This window comes from Parvularcula marina (assembly GCF_003399445.1).
GTDB lineage: Bacteria > Pseudomonadota > Alphaproteobacteria > Caulobacterales > Parvularculaceae > Parvularcula > Parvularcula marina.
Genome location: NZ_QUQO01000001.1, coordinates 2,894,932 through 2,915,124, shown reverse-complemented (window position 1 = coordinate 2,915,124; position 20,193 = coordinate 2,894,932). Strand labels below are relative to the sequence as shown.

At 59.3% G+C, this 20,193-nt stretch carries 20 protein-coding genes; 7 read left to right on the top strand and 13 right to left on the bottom strand.

Features of this window, described 5'->3' with window-relative positions; translation table 11 throughout:
• The first annotated feature begins 44 nt into the window (after positions 1–44).
• The 5 genes from DX908_RS13950 to DX908_RS13930 are packed head-to-tail and all read left to right on the top strand — an operon-like array spanning position 45 to position 5,864.
• Complete coding sequence (locus DX908_RS13950) at positions 45–1,298, top strand: CaiB/BaiF CoA transferase family protein (protein WP_116392908.1); 1,254 nt, start codon at positions 45–47, stop codon at positions 1,296–1,298.
• The gene (locus tag DX908_RS13945; RefSeq protein ID WP_116392907.1) at positions 1,291–2,076 is read left to right on the top strand and encodes an enoyl-CoA hydratase; all 786 of its coding nucleotides are present in this window, start codon (positions 1,291–1,293) and stop codon (positions 2,074–2,076) included. Before DX908_RS13950 ends, DX908_RS13945 begins: the two co-directional genes overlap by 8 nt.
• Positions 2,073–2,846, top strand: a complete 774-nt coding sequence (locus DX908_RS13940) for an SDR family NAD(P)-dependent oxidoreductase (protein WP_116392906.1) — start codon at positions 2,073–2,075, stop codon at positions 2,844–2,846. Before DX908_RS13945 ends, DX908_RS13940 begins: the two co-directional genes overlap by 4 nt.
• A gap of 28 nt (positions 2,847–2,874) precedes the next feature.
• Complete coding sequence (locus DX908_RS13935) at positions 2,875–4,956, top strand: 3-hydroxyacyl-CoA dehydrogenase NAD-binding domain-containing protein (protein WP_116392905.1); 2,082 nt, start codon at positions 2,875–2,877, stop codon at positions 4,954–4,956.
• Entirely contained in the window at positions 4,956–5,864 is a 909-nt protein-coding gene (locus DX908_RS13930; RefSeq protein ID WP_116392904.1) for an SDR family NAD(P)-dependent oxidoreductase, read from the top strand. Before DX908_RS13935 ends, DX908_RS13930 begins: the two co-directional genes overlap by 1 nt.
• Here the strand turns inward: DX908_RS13930 and DX908_RS13925 are convergent.
• Genes DX908_RS13925 through DX908_RS13915 form a run of 3 tightly spaced genes read right to left on the bottom strand, consistent with a single transcriptional unit; the run spans position 5,857 to position 9,187 of the window.
• Positions 5,857–7,038 carry an acetyl-CoA C-acyltransferase gene (locus DX908_RS13925; RefSeq protein WP_116392903.1) on the bottom strand — a complete coding sequence of 394 codons (1,182 nt, stop codon included), beginning with the start codon at positions 7,036–7,038 and terminating at the stop codon, positions 5,857–5,859. The two genes, DX908_RS13930 and DX908_RS13925, sit on opposite strands and share 8 nt — an antisense overlap.
• Complete coding sequence (locus DX908_RS13920) at positions 7,035–8,048, bottom strand: acyl-CoA dehydrogenase family protein (protein ID WP_116392902.1); 1,014 nt, start codon at positions 8,046–8,048, stop codon at positions 7,035–7,037. The genes DX908_RS13925 and DX908_RS13920 overlap by 4 nt, the downstream gene beginning before the upstream one ends.
• Positions 8,045–9,187 (bottom strand): acyl-CoA dehydrogenase family protein, encoded by a 1,143-nt coding sequence (locus DX908_RS13915; protein ID WP_199564722.1) that lies wholly within the window; start codon positions 9,185–9,187, stop codon positions 8,045–8,047. Before DX908_RS13915 ends, DX908_RS13920 begins: the two co-directional genes overlap by 4 nt.
• Positions 9,188–9,321: 134 nt before the next feature.
• Between DX908_RS13915 and DX908_RS13910 the strand changes: the two genes are divergently transcribed.
• The gene (locus DX908_RS13910) at positions 9,322–10,092 is read left to right on the top strand and encodes an enoyl-CoA hydratase/isomerase family protein (RefSeq protein WP_158548808.1); all 771 of its coding nucleotides are present in this window, start codon (positions 9,322–9,324) and stop codon (positions 10,090–10,092) included.
• 5 nt (positions 10,093–10,097) lie between these two features.
• On the opposite strand, the gene DX908_RS13905 is transcribed toward DX908_RS13910, so the two are convergent.
• The 6 genes from DX908_RS13905 to DX908_RS13880 form a co-directional block, all read right to left on the bottom strand.
• A complete protein-coding gene (locus DX908_RS13905; protein ID WP_116392899.1) occupies positions 10,098–10,895 on the bottom strand; it encodes an IclR family transcriptional regulator in 798 nt (265 codons plus the stop codon).
• Positions 10,896–11,032: 137 nt separating this feature from the next.
• Complete coding sequence (locus tag DX908_RS13900) at positions 11,033–11,818, bottom strand: GntR family transcriptional regulator (RefSeq protein WP_116392898.1); 786 nt, start codon at positions 11,816–11,818, stop codon at positions 11,033–11,035.
• 4 nt (positions 11,819–11,822) lie between these two features.
• Positions 11,823–13,064 (bottom strand): NAD(P)/FAD-dependent oxidoreductase, encoded by a 1,242-nt coding sequence (locus DX908_RS13895; RefSeq protein WP_116392897.1) that lies wholly within the window; start codon positions 13,062–13,064, stop codon positions 11,823–11,825.
• A 7-nt stretch (positions 13,065–13,071) separates the two neighbouring features.
• The gene (locus DX908_RS13890; RefSeq protein WP_116392896.1) at positions 13,072–13,377 is read right to left on the bottom strand and encodes a bifunctional 3-phenylpropionate/cinnamic acid dioxygenase ferredoxin subunit; all 306 of its coding nucleotides are present in this window, start codon (positions 13,375–13,377) and stop codon (positions 13,072–13,074) included.
• Positions 13,378–13,387: 10 nt separating this feature from the next.
• Positions 13,388–14,641 (bottom strand): aromatic ring-hydroxylating oxygenase subunit alpha, encoded by a 1,254-nt coding sequence (locus DX908_RS13885; RefSeq protein WP_116392895.1) that lies wholly within the window; start codon positions 14,639–14,641, stop codon positions 13,388–13,390.
• Between the two features lie 15 nt (positions 14,642–14,656).
• Positions 14,657–15,139 carry an aromatic-ring-hydroxylating dioxygenase subunit beta gene (locus DX908_RS13880; protein ID WP_116392894.1) on the bottom strand — a complete coding sequence of 161 codons (483 nt, stop codon included), beginning with the start codon at positions 15,137–15,139 and terminating at the stop codon, positions 14,657–14,659.
• 175 nt (positions 15,140–15,314) lie between these two features.
• Here DX908_RS13880 and DX908_RS13875 point away from each other — a divergent pair, with 175 nt between their 5' ends.
• On the top strand, positions 15,315–16,679 hold the full coding sequence (locus tag DX908_RS13875) for an MmgE/PrpD family protein (protein ID WP_158548806.1): 1,365 nt from the start codon (positions 15,315–15,317) through the stop codon (positions 16,677–16,679).
• On the opposite strand, the gene DX908_RS13870 is transcribed toward DX908_RS13875, so the two are convergent.
• The 4 genes from DX908_RS13870 to DX908_RS13855 form a co-directional block, all read right to left on the bottom strand.
• Positions 16,673–17,848 (bottom strand): acyl-CoA dehydrogenase family protein, encoded by a 1,176-nt coding sequence (locus DX908_RS13870; RefSeq protein WP_116392892.1) that lies wholly within the window; start codon positions 17,846–17,848, stop codon positions 16,673–16,675. The two genes, DX908_RS13875 and DX908_RS13870, sit on opposite strands and share 7 nt — an antisense overlap.
• 92 nt (positions 17,849–17,940) lie before the next feature.
• Positions 17,941–18,909, bottom strand: a complete 969-nt coding sequence (locus DX908_RS13865) for a phytanoyl-CoA dioxygenase family protein (RefSeq protein ID WP_116392891.1) — start codon at positions 18,907–18,909, stop codon at positions 17,941–17,943.
• A 39-nt stretch (positions 18,910–18,948) separates the two neighbouring features.
• The gene (locus DX908_RS13860; RefSeq protein WP_116392890.1) at positions 18,949–19,791 is read right to left on the bottom strand and encodes an HTD2 family dehydratase; all 843 of its coding nucleotides are present in this window, start codon (positions 19,789–19,791) and stop codon (positions 18,949–18,951) included.
• On the bottom strand, positions 19,788–20,192 hold the full coding sequence (locus DX908_RS13855) for a Zn-ribbon domain-containing OB-fold protein (RefSeq protein WP_158548804.1): 405 nt from the start codon (positions 20,190–20,192) through the stop codon (positions 19,788–19,790). Before DX908_RS13855 ends, DX908_RS13860 begins: the two co-directional genes overlap by 4 nt.
• Position 20,193 lies beyond the last annotated feature (1 nt).

The window sequence follows — 20,193 nt, the reverse complement described above, 5'->3', positions numbered from 1 at the left end:
CCCGGCGACGAAGAGATAGAAGAATTGAACAGGGAGGCGCATGGATGTCGCCGGAAGCCCTCCAAGGGGTCAGGGTTCTTGATGTCAGCCGCATCCTCGCCGCGCCGCTTGCAACGCAATTGCTCGGCGATCTGGGAGCAGAGATCATCAAGGTCGAACGGCCGGGCGTCGGCGATGAGTCGCGCACATATGGGCCGCCCTTCCTGAAACGGCCGGACGGCAGCGAGACACAAGTCTCCGCCTTTTACCTCAGTTGCAACCGGAACAAGCGGTCGATCGCGATCGACTTCAGCAAGGCCGATGGCCGCGACCTGATCCTGTCGATAGCAGAGAACAGCGATGTTTTCATTGAGAATTTCAAGGTCGGCACGCTTGAGCGATATGGCCTTGGGTATGAGGATATCAAAGCCGTCAACCCACGGATCATCTATTGCTCCGTGACAGGATTTGGCCAGACCGGTCCGATGGCGGATCGCCCGGGCTATGACGGTATTTTCCAGGCCATGAGCGGGATGATGAATGTCTCCGGCCATGCGGACAGCAAACCCGGCGGAGGGCCAATGCGGGTCGGCATCTCCATGGTGGATATTCTGACCAGCCTTTACACCGCGAATGCCATTCAGGCCGCGCTTTATCATCGCGACACACAAGGCGGTAATGGTCAGTATATTGATGTTTCATTACTCGACTGCGGCCTTGCCTCCCTCAGCCATTTCGCGATGAGCTATTTCACCTCTGGTGAGGTGCCGCAACGGCGCGGCAATTGCGGTTTTGGCGGGGTGCCGTCCGAATCTTTTGATTGCAGCGATGGCATGATCTTTCTGACCGCCGGGAACCAGCGGCAATTCGCAAGCCTCTGCCACGCGCTCGGCCGCCCGGAGCTGCTTGATGATCCGCTCTTTGCCGCCCCCAGCCAGCGGGTGATCAACCGTGACCCGCTATCGGTGGAACTCAGTGCTGAATTTGCGAAAAAGACGACGGCGGAGGCATTCGCCCTGCTGGATAAGGCAGGCGTGCCGACGGGCCGGGTCAATGATCTTCGCGAAGCGATAGCGGAACCCCAGATCCAGCATCGCGAAATGGTACGAAATATTCCGCATCCGGACTCGGGTGAGCTTTCCATTCTCTCCAATCCCCTTCGCTTCAGCGGCACCCCCGTCAAACGCTACGCTCCGCCCCCCGCCATCGGCGAACACACCACACAGATTCTCGGCGAGATTGGCCTTCAGGAAGAAGAGATCGACGCTCTTTGCCGCAAGGGAATCATCACAGCAGCAGAGGACACAACGAATGACTGATCGTATCCTGACGAAAAAAGACGGCCAGATCGGCCACCTGATCTTCAACAACCCCGACAAGCTGAACGCCATCTCGCTGGATATGTGGGAAGGCATGGGGAAGGCGGTCGACGCCTTTGAAAAGGATGACGACATCCGCGTCATCGTCTGCTCCGGGGCTGGCGGCAAATCCTTCATCGCAGGTGCCGACGTCTCCAAATATGAAGAAGAGCGCATGGGCGAGAACGCCCAGGAGCACTACGCCAAGACGGGCGAGCGCGCGCTGTCCGCGCTTTACAATTCCACCAAGGTGACCATTGCTGCGATTGACGGCTGGTGCATCGGGGGCGGCATTTCCGTCGCGGTCAGTTGCGACCTGCGCTATTGCTCGACCAAATCGGAATTTGCCCAGCCGGCCATGCGCTACGGCATCGGCTACCGTTATGGCAGCCTGCGCCGCCTCGTTGATATTGTCGGTGTTCCGACTACGAAGGAAATGCTGCTGGGCGGCCGCCGCCTGAAGGCGGATGAGGCCTACACGAAAGGCCTTGTCGGCAAGGTCATCGAAGAAGCTGACTATCAGGCCTTCATTGACGATATTGCCGGGAAGATCGCCATCGGTGCGCCGCTGACGGCCCAACAGGTCAAATTCACGCTGGGCGAGATCGTCAAGGATCCGTCAGATCGTGACCTTGAACGCTGCGAGGCGATGTTCCAGACCTGCTATGCGTCTGCGGATTATAAAGAAGGCATCCGTGCCTTTTCAGAGAAACGCAAACCGGTCTTCACCGGCAAATGAGCAATCAGGCCGAATTCAACCTGACAGGACGCATCGTGATCATCACCGGTGCGTCTTCCGGTCTTGGGGCACATCTCGCGGGCCGGTTGGCTGCAGCCGGCGCGAATGTGGTGGCCGGTGCCCGGCGCCTCGACCGCCTGGATGAGATTGCCAAGAGCGCTGCCGCCACAGGCGGGAATATCCTCCCTGTCCAGATGGATGTCGAAGACCCCGCCTCCATCGTGAGCGCGTTTGATGCCGCAGAAGAGAGATTCGGCCCGGTCGACACTGTTGTTGCGAATGCGGGGTTCAATGTTCCCTCCTTTGCCGTAGACCTTCCTGCAGAGGATTTGCGGCGCATGATGGCCGTGAATATTGAGGGGGTCTTCCTGACCGCCCGTGAGGCCGCAAAGCGTCTCATCGACAAAGAACTTTATGACCGTGGGCGGATGGTCCTGCTCGGCTCCGTTGGCTCCTTACGCCCCCTGCCCGGCCTGACCGCCTACAGCATGTCAAAGGCCGCGGTCGCGATGATGGGCAAGGGACTGGCGCGCGAATGGGCGCGGTATGGCGTGAATGTGAACACGATCTGCCCGGGATGGATTGCCACGGAGCTGAATTCGGACTGGCTCGAAAGCGAGGCGGGGCAGAAGTTGGTCAAGACCTTCCCGCGCCGCCGCGTCATGAAACCCGGCGACCTCGACTCGCTGGTTCTGTTCTTATGCTCGGATGCATCGGCATCCCTGACGGGCGGTGTCTTCGCTGTCGATGAAGGCCAGTCGCTCGCCTGACGGTTTTACGAATATGGAGGATCATCCCATGCCCTCAGTCACCAGAACAACCGAAGGAAAAATCGCTGTCCTGACGATGAACGCCCCGCCGGTGAATGCACTGGGTACGGATCTTCGCGCCGGGATTGGTGAGGAGTTCGCACTAGCGCTTAATGACCCGGAGATATCGGCCATCGTCCTGACCGGCAGTGACCGCGCCTTCAGTGCGGGTGCGGATGTCCGGGAATTCGGGACGGACAAGGCCGTGGCGGAGCCGCGCCTCAAAACTCTCGAAAGTATGATTGAAGGCGCCAACAAACCCGTGGTCGCAGCGATCAGCGGTGTGGCACTCGGCGGCGGGCTTGAGCTGGCCTTAAGCTGTCATGCCCGCGTTGCGGCCCCCACCGCTCGGCTCGGCCTGCCGGAAGTCAATCTCGGCCTGTTACCCGGTGCGGGCGGAACGGTCCGCCTGCCCCGCCTCGTCGGTGCCATCCGCGCCGCCGAAATCATTATCGCCGGTAAGCCTCTTCCTGCCGCCGCCGCACATGAAGCGGGAATAGCTGACGAAATCGCGGAAGACCCCGTCGCTGCAGCCGTCACTCTGGCCACGGAACTTGCTATCAAAGGCAAACCCACCCCGGTCATCGAACGCGAAGACAAAATCGCTGATTTTGATACCGATGCCTTTGAAGCCGCTCGTCCGGGCCTCCTCAAGAAAAGCCGTGGCGCGCTGGCGCCTGCCAGAATTGCCGACTGCGTGTTCGCTGCCTGCACCAGACCACCGCAGGAAGCCCTGGCCTTCGAAGAAGAAGCCTTCAAAGAACTCGTCACCGGCTCTCAACACCGTGCCCTGAAACATGTCTTTTTCGCCGAGCGTCAGGCGCGCAAAGTGCCCGGCGTTCCCGACCCGAAAGAGGCCGCTGAGATCGCCTCGGTCGGCATTATCGGCTCGGGCCTGATGGGTGGCGGCATCGCCATGGTGTTTGCCAATGCCGGCATCCCGGTCACCATCATCGATGTGGCCGAAGACTCTCTCGCCAAGGGGCGCAGGATGATTGAAACCAATTATCAGCGTTCGGTTGATCGAGGATCGATACCGCAGGAAAAAATGGACAGATCCCTGTATCTCATTACCGGGACGACTGACTATGAAGGGCTCGGCGAGACCGATCTTGTCATTGAGGCTGTGTTTGAGAACATGGAGCTCAAACAGGATATCTTCGGACGGCTGGACCAGGTAACCCGTCCCGAGGCCATTCTGGCCTCGAATACCTCTTCGCTCGACATCGACCAGATCGCATCCGCGACAAGCCGGCCTGAAAAGGTCATCGGCGCGCATTTCTTCAGCCCGGCCAATGTCATGAAACTGCTGGAGGTCGTGAAAGGCACCAAGACCTCACCGGAGACTATCGGCGCGATTTTCGCCATTGCGCAAAGAATCGCCAAAGTACCCGTGCTGGCCGGGAATTGTGACGGCTTTATCGGCAACCGGATGCTGCAATATTATACAGCGGAGGCGGAGTATCTACTTGAAGAAGGCGCAACGCCCGAACAGGTCGACCGCGTGGCTGAAGGCTTCGGTATGGCGATGGGGCCGCTGGCCATGCGTGACCTTTCCGGGATGGATACCAGCATTCGCATCCGAGAAATCCGCCGCAAGACGATGCCTGCGGATGAACGCATGGCAGAGGTCGTGGAGAGGCTGGTTGAGGCCGGACGGATCGGTCAGAAATCCGGTAAAGGTTATTACCGCTATGAAGGACGGAAGCGCATTCCCGACCCGGAGACTACACGGATTATCGAAGAACTGTCCGCCTCGCTTGGCATTGAACGGCGTGAAATCCCGGATGAAGAAGTCCGTGACCGTCTCTTTATGCCACTCGTCAATGAAGGTGCGAAAGAACTTGAAGAAGGTATCGCTCTGCGCGCCGGTGACATCGATACGGTCTGGGTCAATGGCTATGGCTTCCCGGCGCATCGCGGCGGGCCGATGTTCTGGGGTCAGGAGGTCGGTCTCGACCGCGTGGCGGCCACCGCAGAACGGCTTGCCGAGAAAAACGGCCAACGCTGGGCGCCATCTCAACTTATGGTCAGACTGGCTACGGAAGGCAAAAGCTGGGATCAAGCCTGATGGGCGCCGCATCCGATCTCATCCGTTTTGACAGCAAGGTTGCACTCATCACCGGCGCCGGCGCTGGCATCGGAGCCTCGACGGCGCTGGAGTTGGGAAAGCGCGGCGCCCGAGTTATTATTAATGATCCGGCATCGGATGGACGCGCCGAAGCCATCTGTGAAGAGATCAGACACGACGGCGGCAAGGCGGTCGCGAACACGATGCCGGTCGGCGACTTCGATACTGCACGCCTCATCACTGGTTTTGCCGAGGAAACCTTTGGCCCGGTCGACATTCTGGTTAATAATGCCGGGATTAGCCGGCCAGGGCCTTTCTGGACACGGACGGATGAAGAGATTCTCGATGTCTTAAACGTCAATCTCACGGCACCTTATGCGCTGATGCGTGCCGTCTGGCCGGGTATGGCGGAAAAGAAATCCGGCAGGATCGTCAATCTGTGCTCCAGCGCCGCGTTGGGTTCCGGCGTCAGTGGCGCCTATGCGGCCAGCAAAGCCGGGCTTGTCGGTCTGACCAAGGACGCAGCTATCGCCGCAAAGCCCTATGGCGTGCTGGTGAATGGCGTCATGCCATCCGCGCGCACAGCCTTGCTAGACAATCATCCGGACAGGAATTTCCGTGACTGGATGGAAAAACACATGCCGCCCGCGTTCATCGCAAAACTCATCTGCTGGCTGGTTAGCGAACAGAATACGTCAACCGGCAGCATCTACAGCGCCGCCGGGGGCTATGTCTCAAAAATAGCTTTCACGGAAAGCAAGGGGATCTTCGACGCTGAACTGGAACCTGAAGACCTGCCCCACCTGCTGGATAGGGTGTCTGACTTTGAAGACAGCACCCTGATCAATGATCAGGCCGACCACGAAAAAGTCGTTGCGTCCTTTTTCCCGTCACCCGGCATCAGATAATCTCGAACAGGGCTGCCGCCCCCATACCGCCGCCGATGCACATGGTCACGACAGCATTCTTTGCCCCCCGGCGGTGTCCTTCGATCAGCGCATGGCCGGTCATCCGTGATCCGCTCATCCCGTAAGGATGGCCGATGGAAATCGCGCCTCCATCGACATTCAGCCGATCCGTCGGCAGGCCAAGCCTGTCCCGGCAATAAACGACCTGTACGGCGAATGCTTCATTCAGCTCCCACAGATCAATATCATCGATGCCTAGCCCTTGCCGTTTGAGGAGTTTGGGAACGGCCACAGCGGGGCCGACGCCCATTTCATCCGGTTCACACCCTGCCACGGCAAAGCCCGCAAAACGGCCGAGCGGCTCGAGCCCCCGGCGCTCCGCCTGTTTCTCCGACATAATGACGCAAACGCTGGCCCCGTCAGAAAGCTGGCTGGCATTCCCCGCCGTGATATAGGCTTCCGGTCCGCGGACTGGCTTCAGTGTACTGAGCGCATCCAGCGTCGTCCCCGGACGGTTCCCCTCATCACGGTCTACCGTGACGGTCTCTCTCTCCAGTTCTTCACCGGATTTGTCACGTAGCACTTTCTCAACGGTCATCGGCACGATTTCATCATCAAACCGGCCTTCGGCTTGCGCCGCGGCTGTTCTTGCCTGGCTCTCCACGGCGTATTCGTCCTGCACCTCACGGCTTATACCGTAGCGCGAAGCGACGTTGTCTGCCGTCTCGATCATCGACCAGTAGATCTCCGGCAGATGCTCATCGAGCCACGGGCTGCGGGCATGTTCCTTGTTCATGAAGGGCTGGGTCAGGGAAATCGTCTCCGTGCCGCCGGCTACATAGATATCCCCCTCGCCCGCCATGATCCGCTGTGCGGCCAGAGCGATAGTCTGAAGCCCGGAGGAGCATTTCCGGTCGAGCGTCATGCCGGGCACGGTCACGGGACAGCCAGCCCGCAAAGCAGCCTGCCGGGCGACATTGCTGCCGCTCGCGCCTTCGGGCGTGGCGCAGCCCAGAAGGACATCCTCCACTTCGCCGGGCTCAATCCCTGCACGGTCAATCGCGGCACGGATGACATGACCGCCGAGATCTGTTCCATGCGTATTATTGAAGCCACCACGGAAAGCCTTGGCGAGGCCTGTCCGGGCCGTGGAAACGATAACGGGCGTGTTCATGTCGATGCCTTTTCTACGCGGTCGGATCGGCTGGTGATGTCTGGCCATATCTGCGCCCCCCCTAGGGCGGCGGCATATTCGCCGATATGGCGGTTCCAGTATCCCTCATTGCCGTATGCAGAGGACCAGGTGATCAGCCGGGACGTATAGTGATGCAGGACATGTTCCTGCGTAAAGCCGATGCCGCCATGGATCTGATGGGCGATGCGCGCCGCATTCACGGCGGCTCGCGAACCTCTCGCCTTGGCGGCGCCGATCTCGAAGGCAGGATCGTCGAGCATGGCGGCCCGCGCGGCAGCCTGCCCCGCGCAGTTGACGGCCGCCGATTCCTCCGCACACTCCGCAAGAGCCTGCTGGACGGCCTGGAACTTGCCGATCGGCCGACCAAATTGCTGCCGCTCATTCGCATAGTCGATCGACAGCTCAAGGACGGCATCCGTGGCCCCGGCGATGAGAGCCGTATAGGCCAGTGCGCCCCAGAGCATGATATCCGAAGAAGCCGGTCCCGTTTTCACCTGCGCCTTGTCAAAGGTGAGAATATCGCAGCGGCTACCGTCCGGGGTCGATCTTTCCGTCACATCCGCCGCATCACCGGCAGCGACAAGGAACGGCGCCCCGTGAGTATAGCCGATGACATGGCGAGTGCTTATCCCTCCAGCAACGCCGACCAATTTCCCCGTGAACTGGCTCCCGTCGATCTGGCCTTCTGTCTGTGCCGCAGCAACAGTCAGCTCATCAGCCAGCGGCTCTTCCGCCCCTCGCCAGCCCCATGCTGCAACCAGACATTCCGTCAACGGCGCATTCAGACGCTGATACCCCGCCAGCCGGAGAACCGGAAACGCTGTGGCCCAATCCCCGGCAAAGCCTCCCTCCTCTTCCTTCTGGAAGATTTTGGGAAACCCCGCCTCATTGACAGCGTTCCACGCCTCCTCTGGCGAGGCATCAGCATCTTTCAGGTCGCGGAACAACCTGTCCGCCATGTCGCATAGAAGTTCCAGATCAGATGTCATCTTAATCCGAGCCCCCTTGCGATAATGCTTTTGAGAATCTCACGCGTGCCGCCCCGCAGCGAGAAAGACGGCGACACCATGAGAAGTGTCCGCAGGATACGAACGAACTCTTCGTCATCGGCAAGGTCTACCCCTTCGATGACCGCCTGTACCGCTCGCGGAATATCCTGCTCGAAACCGTTGCCCAGATCCTTGACGATGGCGGCTTCAAGTGCGGGATCATCCCCGCCTGCCAGCTTGGCGGCCACCGACATGGACATTGATCTGAGGCTCCATGTCTCCGCCACCATCCGGCCCAAGAGGGCGACAGCCTGTTCATTGCCTGCATGGCGCACATGGTCGGCCAGTGCCGTGACCAGCGCATAGCTCGATAGATACCGTTCCGGCCCGGACCGTTCGAGAGACAGCTCAGCCGTCACCTGACGCCAGCCATTTCCCTCCTGACCCAGAATATTTTCATCCGGGACGAAGACATCATCGAGGAAGACTTCATTGAAATCATGCCCCCCCGTAATATCGATCACGGGCCGCACATCAACGCCGGGACGGTCAAGCTCGATCAGAACCTGACTTAATCCGTCCTGCCGCTTTTCTCCTTCAGATGTCCGCACAAGGGCGATCATGAAGGCGGCGTTATGCGCATTGGTCGTCCAGACCTTTTGTCCGTTGACGACCCAACCGTCATCTTTCCTGCGGGCCGCCGTCCGCACAGCAGCAAGGTCGGAGCCTGCGCCCGGCTCACTCATCCCGATACAGGCATAGATCTCACCGGCGGCCATGCCGGGTACATATTTTTCGCGCAGCGCCTCATTGCCATAGCGCAGAAGGAGCGCCCCTGACTGCCGGTCCGCGATCCAGTGCATGCCGACCGGTGCGCCGGCAGCGAGCAATTCCTCGAGCACGATATAGCGTTCGAGCGCATGACGCTCATGCCCACCATAGGCTTTCGGCCAGGTCATCCCGATATAGCCTGCTCTGCCCAGCGCCCGGCTGAAGGCCGCATCGCCGACCGCCCATGAATTCGCCCGGCTTTCTGGCGGCAGTTCAGGACGGTTGTCAGCGATGAACGAGCGGATTTCCGCACGCAGTTCACCGGGGTCTACCGGTACGCAGAAGGGATGAATGCTGAAAGTTTGCACCTTGGCAATCTGCCAGCGCCTGACAGGGCCGCAAGTGATATTCCGTGCCCGCTGGAGACTATCGCAGCCTCGATATAGCCAGCCCGAGTGTCGCATCCATGCGCCCGGATGGTAGGAAGACGCAAGGAGGCCCCATGAGCATTGAAACGACCAAGGAAAACGGCACAGCGATCATCACGATCAACCGGCCGGAACGCAAAAACGCCATTACCCTCGCCATGCGCACCGAGATCGAAAGCGCCTTTCAGGCGGCGCAGGACGATCACGACGTACGGGTCATAATCCTGACCGGTGCGGGGAGTGATTTCAGCGCCGGGGCCGACGTCTCCGAAATGGGCGGCGGCGGGATGCGCAACTCCCTCCTCAGGATGCGCCACCTTCACCGCATGGCAAGAAGCGTCGCCAATACTCAGAAACCCGTGATCGCCGCGGTACGCGGTGTGTGCATCGGCATGTCATGGTCGCTCGCTCTTGCTGCCGACATTGTCGTTGCGGCAGAGGACGCCCGCTTTCAGTTCGCCTTCCGTCACATCGGCCTTGCGCCCGATGGCGGCGCCTCATTCCTCCTGACCCGGTACCTCGGCCTGCAAAGGGCCAAGGAGATCATCTATTCGGGCCGCTTCGTCTCCGGCAGTGAAGCCCAGCAGCTCGGCCTCGCATTGCATTCAGTTCCGTCAGAGGACGTCATGTCCAAGGCTCAGGAGATTGCGGCCAGCTTTGCCAACGCCCCGACCCTTGCTCTGATGATGGCGAAGCGGCAATTCGATGCCGCCCCCGCCCAGACCTATGATCAGGCGCTCGATTTCGAAGCGACCATGCAGCCGCTGATGGTCGAAACCGAAGACTTCCGTGAAGGGACCTTATCCTTCAAGGAGAAGCGTAAGGCCCAATTCACCGGTAACTGATCAATTCACGATACGCGGTGGAGATAGTGAATATCGTCTCTCGCAGCGGCCCGTTCCGGATCAAGGTTGCGGGCAATCGCCCCGCGGATCGTCTGCACGACATCATCCCGCCGCTCATCTGCTACCGCCGCGTCAAGGCAGACCGAGACGACGAGAGTTTCATCCTCTGCTGTCAGCGGTAACAGCACGCTGACCAGCTCCACGCCGTGCCCTTCATCGAGGACCGATGACCAGCCTTCGCTGACAACCTGCTCGATCAGCTCCTGATATTCGGAGGGCCGGACCTGGTGTTCTTCATCCGTTTCAGCGTTCAGGCGATGAACCAGCTTGCGCAGCTCGGCCGACCGTTCTGTCGACACTAGGAGTTGTCCCGGCGCCGAATGGAGCAGCGAAAGTTGCTCCCCAACGGCGTATTCAGTGTCGACACCTTCAGGTCCCGATATGTGGAAAACCTGCGCCGAGACCCCGACACGGGAGCTCACCATGACGGAACAACCAGTATCCTCGACCACTTCGTCGATCAGTGAAAACAGTGCGCCATTGCGGAACAGATGGGGCTGGATCCAGGCGCCGATCATGGCGACGCGGGCGGCCGGCTTATACGTCCTAGCCCAGATATCACGCCGCAAATAGCCCAATGCAACCAGACAGCTAAGCAGCTCTGATGTACTCGACTGCGGGTACCCATAGGTGCGCGCAATATCCATCACCGTGCATTCGCGCCGGTCGCGGTTGAAATATTCCAGAACTTCGAGAACCCGCTGAGCGGATTTGATTTTTTTCGGGTCCAGTGCGCCAGACATCCGATCCTCCCAATGTTTTTTATTATGTCATGTTGTCATAACAACATAAGCCTGACAGACGCCGGAATGCAATAGTGTCGACACATTGAGGGCTTAATAGGGATTAAGGTGTATCATCGCCGCATCAGACCGGCAGGTCAGACCGCGTGCAGCCGGGCCGTCAGTTCAACGAGATATTCGTAGCGCTCGGGATGCTGGTGCAGGATTGCCGTCTCGATCGGCTGGCCATCGGCCCGGAAATAGGTCCGCCGGATGCGCAAGAGCGGGCGCCCTTCCTCCATGCAGAGATATTTGGCGACATCGCCCTCGGCGGTGACAGGCTCGATGGTCTGAAGCGCCCTGACCGCCCGCTGATTGAGCTTGCGCTCCACCAGCCGGATGACCGGCATGCCTTCGGCGATATCATTCACATCGATACGCTCGCCGATATAGGTCGGAAAATACGTCTGCAGATAAATCACCGGATCGCCCGCCAGACTGGTGACCAGGCTGAACCGGATCGCCTTCTCTGTCTCGGACAGCGCCAAACTGTCCCGGATCTCATCATCCGGATCGACCTCTTCTTTCGAGAAGAATTTAGGGGTCAGCTTTCCCGCCTTTGCAAGAAACTCATCAAGAGAACCCGTCAGACGCACAGACCGGACATTCTCTGCGGGGGAAGCCACAAAGGTGCCGACCCCCTGCCGACGGACGATCATTCCGTGTGCGATGAGATTTCCCAATGCGCGGCGAACCGTAATCCGGCTGACGCCATATTCCTCACCGATCTGCTGTTCGGTCGGCAGCGCGCCGTCTACGCCAAACTCACCGGCTTCGAGACGTTCCGCCAACGCATTTTCCAGCTGGTGATACAGCGGCAGCGGCCCGGAGTTAAGCGACAGGGACGTGCTGGAAATTTTTTTGCCCTTTGAAGATTGTACCATCTCTTTACGCGCTCCCCTGTGCTGCGGCCCGCCGCGGTATCAGGCTCCGCAATGAGGCTTCCGGGTCGCGCAATTGCGCAGGGTCCTGAGTCGTCCCCAGCAATCGGCGCCCTGCCCCAATATCCCCGCCCGCATTAATGGTGATCATCCCCGTCACTGTGTGCGCGTCATCAAGCGCCACAAAGCTGCACCTATCATGGTCATATTCACGCGCAATCCAGTTCGCGCAGCTATCGGCAAGGCCCAGCATCTGAATATTATGACGGCCCTGATCGGACCAGAACCACGGCCATGCCGCATAGGCCGTAGGGCTGCCCGCCGCCGACCGGCCAGCTGCATAAGCCTGCTCTTCAGCCACCTGCCAGGATTCAAGCCGCCGCGATCGGTCGCAACCAAGTACCGGATGCGCCGTCACTTCACCGGCCGCATAAATATCCGGATCCGAACTGCGCCCCTCTTTATCGACCATAATGCCGTCTACCACATCGAGGCCGGCCTTGATGGCCAGTTCCAGATTGGGGATGACGCCAATCCCGACAACAGCAATGTCGGCGCGTAGAGTCTCCACTCCGATCTCAACCGCAACGCCATCCGGTCCTTCGGTGACCTGCCGGACCGACGTATCAAGAAGGATCTCAACGCCCATCTCCTGCTGCAGCCGCGCCACGTGATCGGCTGCAGCAGGAGGAAATACCCGTCCCAGTACAGATGATCCGGCCTCGATCACCTTGACCGATGCGCCCTGCTGGCGTGCAGCGGCGGCAACCTCCAGCCCGATGAACCCGGCACCAATCACGACGATGCGCGCGCCCTGACGTATCCGGCCGGAAAGATTTGCACAATCTTCCAGCGTCCTTAACGCCATCACCCGCTCGCCCGGCACCCCGAAGGAAGGCAGCCAGCGGACCCGCGATCCTGTCGCGAGGATCAGCCGGCCATAGCCATATTCCCTGCCCTCTTCGGTGCGGACAAGATGAGCCTGACGGTCGATCGAGACGGCGCACTGACCGGGGAAGAGTTCGATCCGCTTTTCATCGAAATCCATTCGCTGACGGACAAAACAGCGGTCATCATCGGGATCCAGCAGCCGTTCCTTGGACAAAGACGGGCGATCATAAGGCAGATGGATTTCCTCACCGAGAATAGCGATCGTCGCCGATGGGCTGGCTTCCCTTGCACCCTCAGCGGCCCGGCGGCCCGCCTGACCGCCGCCTATGATGAGAATATCAAAATGGCTCTGCTGCACATCGCTCTCAGATATCGATCAGCACGTCATCGCCATCGATGCGCGCCTCATAAGCGTTGACATCCTCGGTCGCGGGGGCCGAAAGCACCTTACCCGTCCGAATATCGAAACATGCCTGATGGAGGGGGCACTCGATCACGCAATCTTCAAGGAAGCCCTGAGAGAGATGCGCCTCTGCATGAGAGCACATATCATCGATCGCATAGACCTCCCCTTCGACATGAAAGAGGGCGATGCCGTGACCATCGACGTCGACTTTCAGGCCTTCATATTCCGGAATATCGGCCAGAGAGGCGATTTTTTTCCAAGCCAAACCGAACCTCCTAGAAACCCATTTTTTCTCGATAGAATTTGTAGAATGAGCGGATGAGATTCTCCGTAATCGCTGTTTCGGAAGGCTCGAAATTATCGCGCCCGCCCATCTCGACGACCTGAATGGAGTCAGGGGTGCTCGTCGCGACTCCCTGAACCTGAGCGAGGACCTCTGAGTCTTCGAGCGACACATAACCGGCCGGTCCCACAAGGTTTCCCTGTTTCAGGCGGCGGGACTGCATTTCCTCATCATCATCAGCATAGCCGAAATAGATCCATCCGAGTTCGGTCTTTCCTGTCTCCTTCGGCAGGATGTGGCGCAGAGCCAGCACATTGCCGTGCTGCTGGACAAAGATGCTGGGGAAGACCTGAAGTGAGGAGATCAGCCCATCCTCGAACTCATCGACCGGAGAGACGACATCCATGTCATGAAGCGTGAACTGATCTTTCAGCGTCTTCATTTCGTCAGTGACTTCGGAGCGTTTCTCCCGAAGCGTCGGGTCGAGCACTGAGTAAATGAATTCATGCCCGTTCGGTTGCGGCGAGACCATGAATTTGGCATCCGCCCGGTAGATCCCGAAGGTCGTGAAGAATGAGTGCAGCAATGTTGCGTGATAGGGATCGCGGCTGTTCTCGAAATAGAGCTTCCAGTTGCACGGGATCATCTGGCGGCTATAGCCCAGCAGGCGCAATTCCCGGCCGTTGAAAACCCGGGTGATCAGCTTAAGGATTTCCGGGCCGACATATTCCTCGAAAGGCGGGGTTTCATCGCTATAGGTCGCCCATACCGTGCCATTATGAATATGCGTGCGGAGCTTGCGTAATCCGTTCTCTGATTTTTTAAAATCCCGCGGCATCCCCGGATTCGGACGGGGCGCCCCGCGCATGAACGGCACGCCCTGCAGATTGCCCGCGAAATCATAGGTCCATTGATGATAGGGGCAGGTCAGGTCTTCTGCTTTGCCATGCTGCTCCCAGCAGAGAGGCGATCCGCGATGCGCGCAGCGGTTCTCGACCACATGGATCTCCCCCTCCGCATCGCGCGTAATCAGGACAGAGCGTGTGCCGACGAATGTCCGCCGGAAGGATTTGGGCTCCGCCACTTCACATTCAAGACCGATGAAACTCCAGGTCGGCCCATAGTGAAAGGTCTCAAGCTCCCGTTTGAACAGATCCGGATCGGAATAAACCCAGGCCGGTACCCGGCAGGCGCCCAGCTCCGGCCATGTGCGGTCTTTTTCCTCGGAGGCGATTGTGCTGCTCATGGTTCCTCCTGCCTGTTATACCGGTATCACAAGGGTCGTGCGTACACGGTGATTATCATAAACGGCCAGCCGCTCGCGGAATTTCAGATCCCCGCCCCGCTCGACCAGCTTATCGAGATAGCGCCCCATCATCAGTATCTGCGGCTCGGCATCGAATAAGGCTTCGGTGATCAGAAAATTCGCCGTGACCGCGATCTCATCGCCATCACGCGAGATGATCCGTGGACCGCCGACAAAGTGGCGAAGAACACGCGGCTCGAAAACGGCCGTTTCTTGCACGGCGGCGGCCCGGTCGCGGATCATCGCGAGCCCGTCACAATAGATCGTCGCATGGCTCAAGCCCTGCGAATGCGTCTCTCTCGAAATCACCTTGTAGACCGCGTCATCGGCAAAAAAGCCGACCCAGTCTTCCAGGCGCACATCATCGAGTGCACCGGCATAGTCCTCATAGAAATCGCGAAGGTCCTGGCGAAGTGCCGCGTCGTTTTTATCTTTCATTGCGAGTAATGCGTGCTGCCTTTCATGCCAAAAAGGTGAGTGAACTACGGCCCGAAAGCAATGCGCAGACACGCCAACGGCCCGTTCCTGAGGCCCTTATCGCATAGGCGGTGTTCGCCGCCGCCGAGGCGCACAGCACCGGCGCTTGATGTATGAGAGACCGCAGGAGGACGCTATGCGCACAACCCGGGATCTCGCCAACTACATCCATGATACGCAGTATGATGACATCGGCGGCGACGTCATTGAGCGCGCGAAAAGCCTCTCGCTGAGTTCGCTCGGCTCCGCCGTGACCGGTGCGGATATGGACACGACCCGGCTGATGGCGCGCTATGCGGACAATGTCGGGGCGAAGGGCAACACAACCGTCATCGGTTATGATTTCATGGCAACTCCCGAATGGGGCGCCGCGATGAACTGTATTGCATCGCACTGTACCGAGCTCGAAGATGTCGCCTGGCCGGATGCGACCTATACCTGTTTTCTCATTCCCAGTGTGTTCGCCATGGGCGAGAGTGTCGGCGCCTCCGGGAAGGACGTACTCGAAGCATTGATTCTCGGCTATGAGGTGGTGTCGCGCAGCGGCACGGTGACGTCCGATGGCGGCGCGGTCAAAAGAGGCGTGCTCACCGGCTCCTCCATGGGGACAGTCGGCGTGGCGGGAGCAGCAGCGAAGCTCCTCAGGCTCGACCGGGAGAAGACCCTTCATGCCATGGCCGTCGCCGCCTCTTTCGGCAGCGGCCTGACGCGCCAGACTGGCTCGGGCGCTCATGTGATCGAGGCCGGCATGGCAGGCCTCAATGGGATTTCCGCAGCTCATCTTGCAGCCGATGGCCTCACCGGCAATCCGACGATCCTCGAAGGCAAGGCCGGTTTCTGGGATGCGACCGCCGGCTGCCCGGACATCGATTTCCCGCTCGGGCAAGGCGATGATTTCCGTATCATGGCCGTCGGGATGAAGAAATATCCCTGCTGCTACCTCTCGCAACGCATTATCGATGGCGTCCTTGATATCGTGAAAACGAATGGACTGACGGCGGACGATATTGTCGAGGTCGAGGTCGGCGTGAATGCGGTCTTCCCCCAGATCCTGAAATATCCCGATCCGCAGAATGCCGAAGAAGCCCGTTTCAGCCTGCCCCATATCGTCGCCTCGGCGATCAGCGGTGAGGACATGTTCGTTGACACCTTCACCGCAGAGAAGCTGCGCGACGAAGCGATCCTTGCGCAGCGCAAGAAGGCCAAGATGGCCATTCACGAGGAATGGGGCCGCGACCAGCTGGGCAAGATGAACACCGTTTCGATCACCACGAAGAATGGCGAGCGGTTCGATCGTGAGTGTTATACGGCCAAGGGCGATCCGTCCGATCCGCTCAGTGCGGAGGAAATCTCCGCCCGCTATGACCGCTGCACCGAAAACCGGATGGATGACCGGCACCGGATGGAAACTAGGGACATGCTGCTGTCGCTCGAAACGGTGACGGATGTCCGCGACCTGATGCAGCTCTATCGCGGCCAGCTATCTCCATCAGCTCAATAAGAACGCGGCAGGCCCAATACGTGCTCTGACAGATAAGACAGGATCATATTGGTGGAGATCGGTGCGACCTGATAAAGGCGCGCTTCGCGGAATTTCCGTTCCACATCATATTCTTCGGCAAACCCGAACCCACCAAAGGTCTGTACACACATGTCCGCCGCTGCCCAAGAGGCATCGGCGGCCAGCATTTTCGCCATATTGGCCTCTGCCCCGACATTGCCGCCCTCTTCATACCGGCCGGCGGCCTCATAGACCATCAGCTCAGCGGCACGCATCTGCGCATAGGCCCTGGCGATCGGAAACTGCACGCCCTGATTCTGGCCGATCGGACGGCCGAATAGCTCGCGCTCATTGGCATAGCCGGACGCCTTGTTGATGAACCATTTGGCATCCCCGATACATTCCGCCCCAATCAGGATCCGCTCGGCATTCATGCCGGACAGGATATAGCGGAAACCCTTGCCCTCTTCCCCGATCAGGTTATCGGCCGGGACGGCAAGATTGTCGAAATAGACCTCCGTCGTATTGTGATTCATCATTGTCCGGATCGGATTGATGGTCAGGCCATTATTCACCGCTTCGCGCATGTCGACGAGGAAGAGCGAAAGTCCCTCTGAGCGTTTCTGGACCTGTTCCTTCGGTGTGGTCCGTGCCAGGAGCACCATCAGGTCCGAATGCTCCGCACGCGAAGTCCAGATTTTCTGGCCGTTGACCACATAGCGATCGCCGTCGCGGGTGGCGGTGGTGCGGATGTTCAGCGTATCCGTCCCGGCGCTCGGCTCCGTCACGCCAAAAGCCTGTAGGCGCAATTCACCGGAGGCGATGGAAGGCAGATAACGCTGCTTCTGCTCTTCATTGCCGTGACGCAGGATGGTGTTCATCACATACATCTGCGCATGCGCCGCCGCGCCATTGCAGCCATTCGCCTGGATTTCCTCCATGATGACCGCCGCTGCCGTCAGGTTGAGGCCGCTGCCGCCATATTCTTCGGGGATGAGCGCGGCAAGGAAACCTGATTCCGTCAGTGCGGTAACAAATTCCGTCGGATAGGCGCGGTTCCGGTCGGCCTCCCGCCAGTATTCCGGCGGGAAAGACGCACAAAGGCTCGCAACGGAGCGTCGGATATCCTCAAGCTCATCGGCCTGCTGGGCGGTCGAAAGGGGTGTCATCGATATTTTCCGGTCTTCAAAACAGGAGCAGTCTACACGCAACTGTTGCTCCGCGATGCAGCGGCGCCAACAGTTCGCATAGACGATGCCGGCTAGCGGGGTGGTCGCAGCATCAGGGCGCGGCCATCCTCATGGAAGGCCAGAACGTAATCTCCCGGCGGGATGAGCGAGATCAGTTCCTCCGTCGGCATGCGTCTGCCGGCTGTCCACCGGCAATATGTCTCCGCATCAATCGTCAGGGTCACCTCGCGTCCGTCGTGATTCTCGACACGGATCAGGTCCGGGGTGAACTCCAGTACCTTGCCCCAGATCGGCAATTCACCATCCACGGGCATGACGCGCACATCCATGGAGAGCCTGAACCGGTCAGACAGATTGGGCAGACCGCTATGCGGTATCCAGCGATTGAACATCACAAGGTCACCTTCATGATAGTGACTGCGATGCCAAGCATCTTCCGGGATCGCTCCCGAGGGAATCATATATTGCGGCGGATCATTCGTATCGTGAAGATAGCTCTCGGGCCGCAAAGTCGATGCCATGGCGAGCCCCCCTTCCTTGGCACCGATCTCCATCAACGGCACCCAGCAGGTATAGCAGTCAAGATCACCATTATAGAAGCCGTCCTGATGCCGGCCGATATAGGGGTCCTGCGGCAGGGCCGTCGCCGGCGGCGTCACGCGGTATTCAACAATCGGCAGCCAGAAAGGCTCCGCCCCTAGAATTCGCCGGAACACATCATAGACGCCCTTGTCCTCGACAAAGGGAATCCAGACCCGGCGGTCATGCAGTTTTTCAACCTTGACCGGGAAATCAGTGAGATCCTTGCCGTTCCAGACAGGTTCCACCGCTCCCGGATCAACATAACCCATCCCGATCAGAACATCGAGGAATTCCTGCTTCAGCTTCTTCACCGCATCGAGTGGCAGCGCATTCTGCAGGTATACGTAGAAATCCTTGTGCAACTGATCGAGCACCCGGCCATCATTTTCCAGAAGCGCGGTCGATTCACGCAAGGGCGGATGGCGAAGCGATTCGGTCGCTTTCTCCTGAGCTTTCATGGTCGAACCTCCTTCATGCCATTTCTGTTCTTGTCTTGATCATTGGGCGAGCCGCCGTATCGGGGTCGCTTTGGCTGTCATTGTTGCGTGTCCGGACTGTTGAGCCACCAGATCGACATTGCCGTCCCGCTCATAGCCATTCAGTGTCAGCGGCCTGCCGTCAAAGGCCGGGGCAACCCCTTTGAATTCGAACGCCTCCAGCGGCGAGCTGACATGTCTGGAGACAAGGTCTGCCAGCAACGTTGCCTGCAATGGTCCGTGAACGACGAGACCTTCATACCCTTCTTCAACCATCGCATAGGGCCGGTCATAATGAATGCGGTGACTGTTGAGTGTCAGGGCGGAGTAGCGGAACAGCAACACCGTATCCGGATCGATTTGCCGCATGAAATCCGTCTCGGGAAGCGGCACTTCTTCACGCTTGTCGGGGCCTGCAGCCCCGGCTTCGCGGTAAACAATCACCTGATCTTCCTCAAGAACCGGCATGTCCTCAATTGTCAGCACATGCCTGACCGTGACGAAAGTCAGCGGTCCCGTTCGGCCCTGCTTTTGCTTTATTACCTCAATCGTCGATTGCTTCTGGACTATCTCCCCGAGGAGGAGCTCCGCGTGAAACCGGATTTTCCCGCTCGCCCACATCCGGCGCGGCGCGGGAATGGGCGGCAGGAACAGGCCGCGTTTTGGATGGCCATCAGCACCGGTCTGCTCAGGCTGCGTGGGTTCCCAGAAATAAATCCAGTGAAAGAGCGGCGGTAACGGATCCCCCGCCTCAAGGTTCGGCTCATGCCCCATCGCCGCCTGAAGCGCCCGGGCCCGTGCCGGGTCCAGTTGCTCCTCACGACGCTCTGTCTTACCGATCCAGTCATCCCAGGGAGTGCTCATACGGCCTCCCTCTTTGCGGTCAGTACAGGGAACTCTTCTCCGAAGACTGGCTCGAAAGAAAGCTGTACGGCCTCCCCCGCAGCGATCTCCCCGCCTTGCGGCACAAAGGCCTGAAGACGGACCGCCGGTTCCACTTCCACCAGCACAATGCCGTAGGGAACGTGTTCTTCGATTTCAGCCAGATAGACCCGCCTGTAGGTACAGGCGCCCGATACTGTGCCGCGCGGCGTGATGGGACGCCACTCCACTTGTCTGCCGTTCGGATACGGACTGGCCGGGCTCGGCGGCCAGAACGCCCGGCCGGTATCAACACAATGCGGCAGGCACAGCTCACCTTGCCGTGCCGCTTCCCAATAGGGGCGATTGAGATCATTGATCAGGGGCGAAAGCGTATCCGTCATG

Coding starts and splice junctions, on each gene's coding strand:
- DX908_RS13910 (WP_158548808.1), top strand. CDS start 9,322: ATGAGCATTGAAACGACCAAGGAAAACGGCACAGCGATCATCACGATC.
- DX908_RS13885 (WP_116392895.1), bottom strand. CDS start 14,641: ATGAGCAGCACAATCGCCTCCGAGGAAAAAGACCGCACATGGCCGGAG.
- DX908_RS13855 (WP_158548804.1), bottom strand. CDS start 20,192: ATGACGGATACGCTTTCGCCCCTGATCAATGATCTCAATCGCCCCTAT.
- DX908_RS13945 (WP_116392907.1), top strand. CDS start 1,291: ATGACTGATCGTATCCTGACGAAAAAAGACGGCCAGATCGGCCACCTG.
- DX908_RS13935 (WP_116392905.1), top strand. CDS start 2,875: ATGCCCTCAGTCACCAGAACAACCGAAGGAAAAATCGCTGTCCTGACG.
- DX908_RS13905 (WP_116392899.1), bottom strand. CDS start 10,895: ATGTCTGGCGCACTGGACCCGAAAAAAATCAAATCCGCTCAGCGGGTT.
- DX908_RS13865 (WP_116392891.1), bottom strand. CDS start 18,909: ATGAAAGCTCAGGAGAAAGCGACCGAATCGCTTCGCCATCCGCCCTTG.
- DX908_RS13870 (WP_116392892.1), bottom strand. CDS start 17,848: ATGACACCCCTTTCGACCGCCCAGCAGGCCGATGAGCTTGAGGATATC.
- DX908_RS13940 (WP_116392906.1), top strand. CDS start 2,073: ATGAGCAATCAGGCCGAATTCAACCTGACAGGACGCATCGTGATCATC.
- DX908_RS13875 (WP_158548806.1), top strand. CDS start 15,315: ATGCGCACAACCCGGGATCTCGCCAACTACATCCATGATACGCAGTAT.
- DX908_RS13925 (WP_116392903.1), bottom strand. CDS start 7,038: ATGAACACGCCCGTTATCGTTTCCACGGCCCGGACAGGCCTCGCCAAG.
- DX908_RS13930 (WP_116392904.1), top strand. CDS start 4,956: ATGGGCGCCGCATCCGATCTCATCCGTTTTGACAGCAAGGTTGCACTC.
- DX908_RS13920 (WP_116392902.1), bottom strand. CDS start 8,048: ATGACATCTGATCTGGAACTTCTATGCGACATGGCGGACAGGTTGTTC.
- DX908_RS13860 (WP_116392890.1), bottom strand. CDS start 19,791: ATGAGCACTCCCTGGGATGACTGGATCGGTAAGACAGAGCGTCGTGAG.
- DX908_RS13900 (WP_116392898.1), bottom strand. CDS start 11,818: ATGGTACAATCTTCAAAGGGCAAAAAAATTTCCAGCACGTCCCTGTCG.
- DX908_RS13880 (WP_116392894.1), bottom strand. CDS start 15,139: ATGAAAGATAAAAACGACGCGGCACTTCGCCAGGACCTTCGCGATTTC.
- DX908_RS13950 (WP_116392908.1), top strand. CDS start 45: ATGTCGCCGGAAGCCCTCCAAGGGGTCAGGGTTCTTGATGTCAGCCGC.